The sequence below is a fragment of the Nostoc sp. ChiQUE01b genome (assembly GCF_034531255.1).
Lineage (GTDB): Bacteria > Cyanobacteriota > Cyanobacteriia > Cyanobacteriales > Nostocaceae > Nostoc.
Window position 1 is genome coordinate 19,666 of the sequence record NZ_JAVRBM010000097.1, and the last position, 12,624, is coordinate 32,289.

Genomic DNA, 12,624 nt, shown 5'->3' on the forward strand with positions numbered 1-12,624 from the left:
TCGTTCCTGTTCTAGTCGGAAGTCGAACCATTCTCTGAGTTCGGCGGCAAACTGTTCAAGGGCTGCTGTAGCTGTAGGGTTTGCACCTTCAAAGTAAATTGGGGTTGAGGCTTTCCCACTGCACGAGCTTTAATCATTTCAAGTAAGGAACGCCAATTCTGTTGAGAACTTTCTGAAGCTAGTTCTTGTGCTAAATATTTCAAGTACAAACCTGGAGCAATGGCAGCGTGTTGTCCAGCTTTCTCTCGCAGCATTTCCCCAAAAAGTAAATCGCCAGAATCTTGTATGAGTCGTTCAGTTTCTTCAAGGTTTAGTTGAATATCCTCTGCATCCAAAACACCTGCTCCAAAGTTTGGTGCAATAGAGATTTCTGTTTTTCCCTGATGTCGCAAGTTACAGGCAGCGAGAAAACGCTCGGATTCCTCTAAAGTATATTCATCTTGTTCTTTTAGTCCGCAATCGGCGAAAATCTTTAAAGCTGTAGTCAGGGTAAGCTTAAAGCCTTGTTCACGAGCAAGACTTAGTAATTCAGTTATATCTAAAGATTTAGTTGCTTTTTTCCCAGACTTTTTCCGCCCATTCTTGATTTCAGGTAAAGAACTCTCCAGAGTTTCTTCTAGCACAACGTCAACGACTGGTGACAATAGAGCCATCACCTCCTCGTCAGTTCCACCCTGCTCAATTAAGGTGCGACATTCACGAAAACGGTCTGCATCATCCTCTGTATATAACTCTTTTTCAGGTATGCCACTCAAGCGTAAAGTCCGGCTAATTTCTGATGTTGAAAGGTCGTTAAAAAGTTCTTGTGGTTGATACATAATCATGCACTCCTATTTAAAACAATTCGCACTCTTGCTACGCCCAGCTCCGCTGTTTTCATGCCCAAAGGGCTGTACGCAATCACGCTCCGCGAACGAGCGCCATTGTGAATTGTTCGGTCAGTCCTAAAAAGGATTTAACCAGTCAGTTTCCGACTCCAATTCTTCTGGTACGGGAGTTCTGGCTATTTGTAATGCTTCTTTGACTAAAGTCCTGGATATTGGTAATGGTTCTGATTGTATTAGTTGTAGTGGCTGTGATTGATTAGAGGCTACTGCAATCATCGGCGTTCCTTGAGAGGGGATTTCTCCCAGCAGTCCCATCAGATATGAAGAGTGGAGTTGAAGGCGGTAAAGACAAGCACGAATGTGTTGCTCTAAATCCACAGATTGATCCATAGCTTGATAAGCTAAAGGCAACCAATAGCTGCTAATAGCAATCATCGCCATATCCCTAGCAGGATAAAGAGTGTCCCTGGAGTTTAGATACTTAATTACCACCGCTTCTTTACTATCAGCCTTAACTCTACTTCGTAAGCGAAACTCAACATCTGAAAGCATTTCATTATTCCTTTAATTAAGAAGCACGATGAGTTGAAATGGATGATGTAGCGTGTTGGTAACGAAACAATCCATATACATCAGTGAAACGCAAGCACAAGGCATCTTTTTTAATCGGCAGGTTAAAAGCTAAACGCACATCCTCAGATAATTCTGCTGCCCATGAAATGTCGGTATGAGTAAACAAATTTTTCAACTCCGAGCCTAAATATTCCGACGTTCCACCACCAATAATGACTTGCTCAATATGGGCAGGAATATTAATTTTGAGCCAAGTGGATACCCTTTCCCAGTATTCTTTACGAGATAAGTCAGCCACTTCAATAATTTGTGCTATTTCCTCAACCTTAAAATCAGACTTCTTGCTCCGAGCCAAAGGTTTGCAGTATCTCGGTTTCAATGTCGGGCCTGATAGATGAACAGCCTTTAACAGATCATGTAAGTTTTGCCCTGATGTTCGGCTTTTGATTCTCTCCAGCATCCACGCCAAGCCCAATCCTTCCGTCTTTCCAGTTGAGATACCCCGCTCAAAGATTACGGCTGATATATCCCGAAAACCCAGCATCACCACAGCAATGTTCATTTTATTGAAATCTGTGCCAAGTTTTTTACTTCGCGTCAATATCAGTCCCCCACCTTCGGGCAAGCACTGAAAGTTAATCAGATTTATACAAAATTGTTTCCCTCGAAAGCTAAAGCTAGACAGTGCCGATATTAAACCCCTCTCCAATCTCTCTCTATCTTCCCACTCCCCATAAGGCAATAGCAGTCCCAAGGATAAATCAAAGTTTGCCTTCAAAGAATCTCTAATCGCTATTGCCCCCACTGCTGCCAAAGTTTTTGGAATCGCGTTCTCATACTTGAGTTCTAAAAAATTGATTCGCGCTTCAAAATACTTTTGTGCCAAAAAGCCAACCGCATAATATTCTTCGTTGTACTCTATCCATGCTTCATTCTCTGGATTGGGCCGATTCATTTGCCCAGACTCATATAAATCCAACGAATCTTTGGAAATCTTAATTAACTCTGGTTCCATACACAGCAATTCTGACTTGTACGAAATCTCCGAGAGAACACGATAAACCATCTTCGTCATTGAAGTTCCCGGATCAAGACTCAACATTAAATCCACAAGAAAAATTCTCCCTGTTTTTGACCCTTTTTTGTCTATCTAATTGATAATTACTCTCAATTTGAACCGCCCAAACCGTGATTTTTTCCACATTTACGAAGAAAGATTACAGTTTTGGCAATACTCTTTGACTTTCCATGAATTCGTGCATCTGATAGAAAATCTCCACAAAATCCCTCAATTCCCAATAATCACCAATTACATTCAACATCTCCCAATATCTAAAGAATATCTCCCAAATCTCTAATTCATTTCTTACCTTTTCAACTATTCAACATCATCTAGTCACCAAATTCTCATTAGCTTAATATTTTCCAACAATTCCTAAGACTTCCCAAGACTTCCTAGTACTTCCCAACACTTCCCAATTTTCTCAAGGATTTTCCCAATTATCTAGTAATTAGCTGAAATAACCACAAGCCATACAATCCATCTTTTTCTGACGCACAGTACGCCATATTTGGCGGAAAGAATGCTGTAGTTTTTTGCTATATTAAATATCAATTACCTCTGGGATAAAAAACTAAAAATACAATGAGCGTGAAAATATTTTCACTCGTCATCAAGCGTGGCTACATTTGATGATGTGGGTTAACAACGACATTCAATAGTTATTTAAAGGGTGATTATCTTACCAGCAGAGAAAATAAACAGAATTTCTGTCAGTGGAATAGAAGGAGTATTAAGTTATGTTTTGTCCAGAGTCAGGGTGAGCCATGCTAACAGCGGCTAACGTCTCAAGAGAGATGGCAGTGAACTACTTCATCAAGAATTACTATCACGAAGGTAAGTCACTTTGGAGTGGTCAAGGTGCTGAAAAATTGGGTTTGTCAGGGGCAGTGGATGACGAAGACGCTTTTAAAAATGTGATTGAGGGGAGATCGCCTGATGGTAAAGAACAGTTAAATGCCAGGGCAGTCAAACCAAAAACGAAGAGAGCCGCATTAGACTGTACATTCTCTGCCCCCAAAAGCGTGAGCTTGATGGCATTGGTAGGTGGGGATACACGTTTAATCGATGCCCATCATCGGGCATTATTTGAAGTAATAAAACTGATGGAAGAACGTTATGCCTATACCAGAGTCATCCAGGGCGACTCACGCCATAGAGTCAACACTAGTAACTTGGTCGTCGCTCAGTTTGACCATATCGAGAGTCGGGACTTAGATCCACATCTGCACACACACTGTTTGCTGATGAATATGACGCAAACAAGAGATGGTAGATGGTTGAGCCTGGGCAATAATGAAATATTCGCCAATAAGAAATTCTTGGGAATGGCGTATCAAAGTTATCTGGGACGTGAAGTCCTCAAACTTGGGTATGAAATAGAGTTTCGTTTACATGGGCAGTTTGATATCAAAGGCTTTTTGGAGAAAGATTTAGAAACGTTTTCTAAACGACGACAACAAATCATTGCTTCATCTGGGATTAATTCTACTTGGGCAAAACGTGAGAAAATCTGGGACGATACCCGCCAGCGTAAGCAAAAACTACCAGAATCAGAGTTACTTGCATTCTGGAAAGAAGAAGCTGTGGCGTTAGGGATTAGGTTTGTTAAGGCAGGTGAACCAAGGCAGGATATACCAGCCCATGATTTGAGTTTGGTAGATGGGTTAGATTTAGCGATCGCACATTGCAGTGAGAGAAATGTCGCCTTTAAGCAGGAGGATTTAGAAAAATTCATCCTAGAGTCACGTTTAGCTACGGATGTAACAGCAACAGCAGCCCTGATTAGAGAGCATCAGGAGTTAATCGCTCTACCAGGATTGACCGACCAATTTACGACGATGACAGCGGTGAGGCGGGAGTTGGCGACGATTGAGTTGATGCAGCAGGGTCAATGTAAGTTTGGCTCCATTTCCCACTCGGAAGTAGTCGAAAACCACTTAGAGAATACCTTACTAAATCAGGGACAGCGCCAAGCGGTAGAATTAGCTGCAACTACATCTGACCAATTCATTGCATGGCAGGGGGTAGCTGGTGCTGGCAAGACTTTCGCCCTCAAAGAGTTAAAAGCGATCGCTTTTTCTGCCGGATATATTATCAAAGGCTTCGCCCCCAGTTCCTCTGCTGCTAAGGTTTTGAGCGAAGAATTAGAAATTCAGTCTGAGACAGTGGCTAGATTACTTGTCACTGAACCACAGGAAATTGAACCAAATCAAATCTGGATTGTGGACGAAGCTTCTTTACTCAGTGCTAAAGATGCTTATGCACTTTTACAACGAGCAACCTTACTTCAAGCTAGGGTGGTTTTAGTAGGTGACACTCGGCAGTTGTCAGCAGTATCAGCAGGTAATCCCTTCAAATCTTTGCAACAGGCAGGAATCAAAACCGCACACCTCAATGAATCGTTGCGCCAAAAAGACCCTCAACTGAAGCTGGCAGTAGATTTAATCGCTGATGGCAGAATAGAAGCAGGATTTGAACGACTAGAAGCCAACGGTTCCATACTTCAAGTAGACAGTGAATCCAAAATAGAGCAGATCGCCAATGATTATATAGTAGGGACACCAGAGCAGCGACTCAAAACTCTTGTGTTAGCTGGAACAAATACAGAAAGACTTGCCCTTACCCAAGCGATTCGAGACAAGCTCAAGGGTGAAGGAACTTTGGGAGAAACTGCAACCATCACCCAATTGCAAACCAAAAATCTGACAAAAGTACAGATGCGGTTTGCCCATAACTTTGAAATTGGTGATGTGATCATGCCCACACGGGATTACAAACGCCGGGGGCTGGATAAAGGCAAATTATATGAAGTGGTAGGTCGAACTACTGATAAGTTGACCCTAATTGGTGATAATGGTCAGGTAATGGATGTAGACACGGCTTTTGAGAAAGCGGTTTACCAGAGTCACCAGATTGAAATTGCCGTGGGCGATCGCTTGCAATGGAAGAAAAACGATCGGCAATTGGGACGACGCAACGGGCAAGAATTTACTGTGACAGGAATCGACCTGAACATAGTCCACATTAAATATGCTGATGAGCGTACTGAACGCATTAGTTTGGCACAGGCGCAAAACTTAGACTATGCCCTTGTGAGTACAACATATAGTAGTCAGGGGAAAACTGCGGATCGGGTGTTAATTTCGGCAGATTTCACTATTGGACAGGAAAGTTTTTATGTTGCTGCCAGCCGTGCAAGGCATGAATTAAAGATTTACACCGAAGATCCAACGCGATTGGTAGAGTTGGCGCAACAGTCGAAAGCCAAAGAGAATGCTTTGGAATTGCTACGAAAACAAATTCAGAAATCGACGATTGAGCAGCACCAAGCAATAACTATAAATATAAGTGCCCCTTTTGAGAAGCCAGTACTAAAACAAGAGACGACAGTATCTACTCCTAATGTTGAGCCAATTGTGAAATCAGTCGCATCTAGCCGGACAACAAGCCATGATTCATCAACAAAAGTACCGAAAGTCTTGCCCGTCTTGAAAGAGGCACCAAATTATAATACTGTTGAATCGGTTTTCTCTAAGCCAGTACTGAAATCTGCTGCCCCCACAGAACCATTCTGGACACCACATCATACTAAAGACATTCCCAATTTTCTTGAACCAAAGCACTGGCAAGAGTTTGAAGATAGCGCTATCCATCCCGATATTACAGCGTTGAACTTTGAGAGTCTTCAGTTTAACTATGCAGGTGGTGAGCATGAAGCCTGGGAACGGCTCATGGTCAGCGAAAAACTGAATCGAACAAATACAGGACGGCTAACAGATGGTTTTATAAGGGCATATTCGCATCTTGATGCTGGTGGATGGTGGTGTGATGCTGGAGTTGATGCGCGTTCATTCGCTGACTTAAAGCCAGGTGAGAAACCGCCGATTAAACGATGGGGATGCTACAAGCCAAATCAACCAAGACCCAAAAAAGATGAGTCTGGGCAAATAATTGAAGGGAAATTCATTAAATATGAGCATCCCCCAAAAGTTGAATTAAGTATCTTCTTGCTAGATGTCCCTGACGATATTGCCGAACGCATTTACTCCAAACACAAGGTGAACCCCAGTGATAGCGATCGCCAGTCAGGATTTTGGTACTGTGTATGGAAACATAATATCCCGTGTGCGATCGCAGAAGGTGCGAAAAAAGCAGCCAGCCTGTTGAGCCAAGGTCACGCTGCCATTGGGCTACCTGGGATTTCGGCGGGATACCGAACTCCCAAAGATGAGTTTGGTAAAAAAATCGGTAAGTCTTACCTACATGAGGAATTAGCGGTTTTCGCCACACAAGGGAGAGTTTTCAAGTTCTGCTTTGACTACGAAACCAAGCCCGAAACGAAGCTCCATATCGAACGAGATATTTCAGTGACTGGAAGATTGTTACAAGAAGCTGGAGCAAGAGTAAAAGTTGTCAGCTTGCCAGGCCCTTCTAAAGGTGTTGATGATTTCATAGTCGCAAGTGGGCCACTAGCTTACGAGAAATTGAGCCATGAAGCAAAGCGTTTAAGAGACTGGCAACAGCAGAATCAACGCTTCTTGAGTGCGGCTTTTCCACCACCGCCTCATCTGACACCAGAACAACGTTCTATACAAAATAAACCACAGGTACAAACCCATGACTTTAACCAACGACAACAACCCAACACAGATACAGTTGCTAACCGAGAAGATAGAGGAATTGAGCCAGAGAATCGAGCAGTTACAAACCAACAGCCAGCAGATGAGCGAGCTAATCAAGTTATTAGAAACGAGTCAAACCGAGAAACTAACCGAAATGAGTGCGAGTTACGCGAATTTCTTGAAGCAATTAACCGAGATGCTGAACTCGAAAAAGTCTTCGAGCATGGAGACGATATTGCAGGAATTAACCAAAGCTCTACAGATGATGGGCTTCGAGGTCAACGAACAGAGAAACTCTCAAGACAAGTTAACGGACAAAATTCAACAATTTTTAATAGAGAAGCAAATTATGTCCATTCTTCACAACCAGCCACCAGACAACTCTTAAATACAATCTCTGATTATGTTGAGCAATCAGCTATTGAGTCTGCTTTAACCCAAACAGTATTAGGGCTAACAGAACAACTTTCTCAATCTCATCAACAACTTGTTAATGCTAAAAGTACATTCAATGAGTTTGAAACAGCATTGACGGCTGAGTTGCAATCTTATCCAGAAAATAAAGCTATTCTGTCAATCTCTGATTATGTTGAGCAATCAAGTATTGAATCTGCTTTAGCCCAAACAGTATTAGGATTAACAGAGCAACTTTCTCGATCTCATCAGCAGTTAGTTGAAGACCAAACTGCATTTAATAACTTTGAGGAAGCATTGACGGCTGAGTTGCAATCTCATGTAGAGAAAAGAGCTATTTTATCCACCTCTAACTCTGTTGAGCAATCAGCTACTGAGTCAACCTTAGCTAAAACATTACTAGCAGAATTAAAGTTGCATCTCAAACAGATGATTCAGGGTTTAGATATTGAAAGATTGGCAGAAGTAGTTATGGAAGTAGGAAAATATCTCAAAGGTGAAAAGGTAACAGGAGCAAAGGTCAGCGAGTTATTTACGAGTGTTACAACTGATGCTTTAGCTTTGACTTTTGAGGAAAAAATGAACATCGTTAGGCAACTGATTAGAGATGACAAACCATTGATTCTGAAGAGATTGAAAATAAATCCTCAACAGTCAGGTGACAACGGTGAGCAGATCCGGTTTCGGCGCTAACTAATCAATTGGAAATGAAAATTAAGACTTCCCAGTTATTGTTATTCCCACTATTTTTAACTGCTTATTTAAGACAAAATTTCCTAGTTTCTGACCGCTTACTAAGATTATTTTATTGGAGCGACGAATCAACTGTTTTGACAACTGTCCAGTTATGCCAGTATGCACAAAACCCCACCCCGAAGTGTCTGTCTGAACACTTTGCTCGATAGCTTGACCTTTAACATCATCAACAGCAGATCGTAGTTCAGTTCGAGTATTGTCAATAGCTGACTTAACACCCATAAGGCTTTGCTCAACAGTGTTTTTAACACCATCTGCTTGTGTACGTAATTCTCCTGTTAAGTTACCAACTTGTTGATTGAGTTCATTTCTTACACTGTCAGTCTGATATTTAACTTCATCCTTGAAGCTAGTGATTTGTTCATTAATTTGAGATTTGAGTAAAGCAATTTCGTTTCTGAGCTTGGTAAATTCAGGTGTTAGCGCATCTTTAACCCACTCAAAAACATTCTTGGCAGTTTGTTTTACCTTGTTCTCAACCGTACCCACCCAATTTTGAAGAACCGTATTTTGAACTTGTGGTAAAGAACGTTCATTCACCTGGGACAATGCTTTTTGAGTATTTTCAATCAACTGCTGTTGTTTCTCCAAAGATTTACCCATTTCGGCAACTTGGTCAATTAACTTTGACAGCGATTCGGGCGTTTGTTGCGTCTCTTTGATACTTTCAACAAGTTTTTGCTGTGCTTGAAGTTTACTTTGTAAAACTTTCACTTGTTTTTGCAAAGCTTCTACACTATAAATTCGCTCCTTCGTTACAACTTTATTTGGCTGTGATGGGGGAGCTAAACCTAATAAATCATTGGTTATCCGTCCATTTTGAACGCGAAAAACTTCCGATTTACCAATCTTTATCGAGATAGTACCTTGAGAATTTTTGGGGTCAGTTATCGCTAGGTTAATATTCTCTAGTTGTTCGGAAGTCAATAAATTTTTAGATGGTGATTGTCCGACAAGTCCTTTATATACCTGCTGACCACCAGCATAAATACTTATATCGTTGCTAGTCGGTATTTCTTTTGATTTTGCTTTTTGCTGAATATTTTTAAGTAGGGCTTCTAGAATATCCAAGTAGTCACGTTTAATTTCTTTGGCATCTCCATCATCAATCATGATTTAATTCCTTTAGTAAAACTTGAATTAACTCCGAAGGATTGACAGTTACTTTGGGGAGAATTATCCCGCCCAAATGATTGATTATTACCCTTCCTTCAATTTCGATATAAGCAAACTTGCCATCAATGATTACTTGGACAGTTGAGGTATTAATTTCTGGATTAGCAGGTGTATAGTCAGTGAGAACCCCGTCTAAAATACACAAGCTAGCCTTTTCACCAGCATCGCTATAAATTTCAACATATTGAGGAACATAATTAATCCCAAAAGGCTCATCGTCCCAAGCATCGACAACATTTACAATCTCACATGGATATTTATCTGCTAAAGCTGCTATCTGAGGTGGAAGTTTTGCAATTTCTCGTCTGTCATAATCATTAAGTGAGTAAAAATCGCGTGACGACATGGTATTTATCCTGAATATTTGTGATGACTATTAAGGGCAGGAAATTTCACTTTAAAGAAGAATTCAGCTATCCTGAATGGGCTAAACGCCCCGCTACCGCTAACAGGAGTCAGAATTAATGAGTGGGGATTCAGACCCACCACTTGATTATTGCCCCACTAAATCGGAGATTTAGTGGGGAACTTAAACCCGTTTATTCATCCGCCACTCCTACAGAATTCAATTCTGAATTCTGGCTCCTGACTCCTGAATTCTGTTCGTTAAATCAGACTTGCATATTCTGATAACTGCTCTTGGTTTTCTATTAAAGGTAACAATTTTATCGCGGAGGCTCGGCGAATTTTCATTTCTTCATCTGCTGGAGTTAAGAGAGTAGACTTTTTAGATAAGAACTTTTGAAACTCGTACCAAGCTTTCACACTGTCAGCTTCAGACCGGATTTCATGCTTAGGAATCTTAATTGATTGCAAGATTGGCAAACTTATTTGACCACGAGAACGAAAACCGGGACTAATAATTACTGCTTTTCCCGATGGTAAGGTGTTAAATTGATTGACATCAAATAACTTGCGAGTACTGTTTTGGTCAGAATTAGAAATACTTGCACCACCCTTGCCTCCTGATGAGCGAGAACGTTGCTTGTATTTAATTTCCTCTTCACCTAAAAACTTACTAAATCGTTCGGCGGCGACATCATCTTGGGGGTTAAAGAATGCTTTGGTAGCACAACCACCAAAGATGGCATTAGTTGTGTTTTCACCATAAGATTCAATCAGCATTGAGAGATTTTGTAATCCCAGTATCGATACCAAACCATCTTCCCGATTCTGGTTCAGCCAATCAACCAGTGCTGGTAAATAAAGAGTAGGCAACTCGTCAATCCCCAAAACAATTGGACAAGTACGTTTGTTAGCCACATTCCGGCTAACTAATAGATGTAGAATCGAGACTAGCAATGGGGCAATTACATCACGCTTTTCTTTGTTCATCCCGAATACCACCATCTGCCGCCCCTTCAAATCCAAAGGAATATTGGTTTTTCCACAGAACGCTGCTAATGCCGAGGGAACCATGAAGCGGCTGAACAATCCGCTAGCTGTACCCACAATACTAGCTGCTGTTTCTGGGGAACCCGCAACAGATACAAACTGTGCGAAAGCCTCTCTAACCATGAAATTCAGATTTTCTGCTTGCTCAATGCGCTTAACTAACTTGGGCAACCCTAGTATCGCTTGGCACATCATGATATCTGGATACTCTGTGCCCTTTGTCAGCATAAAGACGGCTTGGACTAACTGATCGCCAGCGTTGGTAAAGAAGCTATTTCCAGAATCTTTATCACCGAGTTGGAAATTGCGATTGAGTGTAATCGCAAGCTGCCGTGCCATTTCTGAGTCTTCATTACTGCGAAGAAAGTCTATAGGGTTGGCAACTGCTGATTCTGCAAAGCCTGGGGCAAGCACAGTAACCTGATAACCGCGTTCTATCGCATACCCTGCAAGTATTGGAGCTTGCCCTTTAGATGGAGAATCAGCTGATTCCTGGGAGGCGTATTTGAAATCATATAAAGCCAGAGGTAAGCCCTGGTCAATTACAGAGCGAATCAGGGGATTAATCATTGAAAATGACTTTCCACTCCCTGGGCCACCACAAACTAGGATGCCTCGCTGTGCCTCTGGAAAATAAAGGGTTGTTGAATCTTCAGGGATGCAAGTTCTACGGACACCATTAATAACCTCGCTTGTTGTATTCTTGGGAGTTCCCACATACAGCGATACTCGGTTATGCAAGCGTTGCTGGATTTGTTTACACGCCAACTGACGAGCCGCTGTTTTCTCTGTTGTCCCGCCCCAGCGCGCTGTCGCTAGCTTGGCTTTCCCTCCCCTACTATCGATGATTTTGGCGATTACGATCACCGCACCACAGGCAAGTACCCCTAAACCTGCGGGGGAAAACAGAGCCGATTCAATACCTGGGGGAATAATTTGATTTGGCTTAACCTCTGTCTTAGGAGTCCCTGTCATCGTCCCGTCCCCACGATAACCAAATCATTCTCACTCACGGGCAACCAGGGAACTGGGCCAATGAAGTAAGGGGTGCAAGTTTTCTGCTGAAATGGCGGTCGCGCACAGATCCTAAAGAATAAGCCAAAGTCGGCAGTCCCAAGGGATTCATTAACTCCAGTTAGCGCCACTTTGAACCCACTACCATACACTAGCCGCCCCGTGGGTTCCTTGCCCCCATTCACAGCAGCTAGAATTCCATAACCACCCTTGACTTGTTGGGATGAGCCTGATGCCCAACGCTTACCATACAAGCCGCCCTGACTGCCAGCAAAATCCCCCATCTCTAAGTATGAGCATTCAATGCCTGGAGGACAGGCGACCTCTTCAGTGCGGTCGCCTCTGACAACGCTGCCAGAAACAAAGTAATCATTCCCAGCCCTTGTGTCGCCCTTCTCTGCTGTGCCAAGTACAACCGATGCAATCCCCACAACGCCTATATCAGAGCTAATAGGCTGAGGCATTTTATCAAAGGGCACTTGACTTAATTTAGGAATTTGATTCACATAGGCTTGCTGCCATGATTTAAATTTCCCTAATTGAGTTTTGTCCAACCCAGGAATTGAATCAAGCGAATATTTGCTTAGGTCAATCTTATCTAGTGTCAGGTTTGCGACTTGAGGATTTGAGGCTATGGCTTGAGAAATAGTGCTGCTACCCAGTCCAGCACCATTCTTAGAAAATAGATCAGCTAATGGGGGAACTTCTGATAGGCTCAAATTGCTTAATTCAGCGCGGATTTCTCACAAAATCTGAAAAAATGGGATCAAAAACTGCGACAATG

At 42.2% G+C, this 12,624-nt stretch carries 8 protein-coding genes; 1 reads left to right on the forward strand and 7 read right to left on the reverse strand.

What is annotated here, in order from left to right:
• Positions 1–11 precede the first annotated feature (11 nt).
• The 3 genes from RMY63_RS35725 to RMY63_RS35735 all read right to left on the reverse strand — a co-directional run bounded on the left by RMY63_RS35725 (position 12) and on the right by RMY63_RS35735 (position 2,502).
• Positions 12–818 carry a hypothetical protein gene (locus RMY63_RS35725; protein ID WP_322733232.1) on the reverse strand — a complete coding sequence of 269 codons (807 nt, stop codon included), beginning with the start codon at positions 816–818 and terminating at the stop codon, positions 12–14.
• A 126-nt stretch (positions 819–944) separates the two neighbouring features.
• Positions 945–1,379 carry a hypothetical protein gene (locus RMY63_RS35730; RefSeq protein ID WP_322733233.1) on the reverse strand — a complete coding sequence of 145 codons (435 nt, stop codon included), beginning with the start codon at positions 1,377–1,379 and terminating at the stop codon, positions 945–947.
• A 16-nt stretch (positions 1,380–1,395) separates the two neighbouring features.
• Positions 1,396–2,502 (reverse strand): ParM/StbA family protein, encoded by a 1,107-nt coding sequence (locus RMY63_RS35735; RefSeq protein ID WP_322733238.1) that lies wholly within the window; start codon positions 2,500–2,502, stop codon positions 1,396–1,398.
• 725 nt (positions 2,503–3,227) lie between these two features.
• Between RMY63_RS35735 and mobF the strand changes: the two genes are divergently transcribed.
• On the forward strand, positions 3,228–8,192 hold the full coding sequence (gene mobF, locus RMY63_RS35740; protein WP_322733234.1) for a MobF family relaxase: 4,965 nt from the start codon (positions 3,228–3,230) through the stop codon (positions 8,190–8,192).
• Between the two features lie 21 nt (positions 8,193–8,213).
• Here the strand turns inward: mobF and RMY63_RS35745 are convergent, their stop codons facing one another.
• The 4 genes from RMY63_RS35745 to RMY63_RS35760 form a co-directional block, all read right to left on the reverse strand.
• On the reverse strand, positions 8,214–9,368 hold the full coding sequence (locus tag RMY63_RS35745; RefSeq protein ID WP_322733235.1) for a hypothetical protein: 1,155 nt from the start codon (positions 9,366–9,368) through the stop codon (positions 8,214–8,216).
• Positions 9,361–9,777 carry a hypothetical protein gene (locus tag RMY63_RS35750; protein WP_292704518.1) on the reverse strand — a complete coding sequence of 139 codons (417 nt, stop codon included), beginning with the start codon at positions 9,775–9,777 and terminating at the stop codon, positions 9,361–9,363. Before RMY63_RS35750 ends, RMY63_RS35745 begins: the two co-directional genes overlap by 8 nt.
• A gap of 260 nt (positions 9,778–10,037) precedes the next feature.
• Positions 10,038–11,801, reverse strand: coding sequence for a type IV secretory system conjugative DNA transfer family protein (locus RMY63_RS35755; protein WP_322733236.1), 1,764 nt, complete (start codon positions 11,799–11,801; stop codon positions 10,038–10,040).
• Positions 11,798–12,559 (reverse strand): hypothetical protein, encoded by a 762-nt coding sequence (locus tag RMY63_RS35760; protein WP_322733237.1) that lies wholly within the window; start codon positions 12,557–12,559, stop codon positions 11,798–11,800. The genes RMY63_RS35755 and RMY63_RS35760 overlap by 4 nt, the downstream gene beginning before the upstream one ends.
• Positions 12,560–12,624 lie beyond the last annotated feature (65 nt).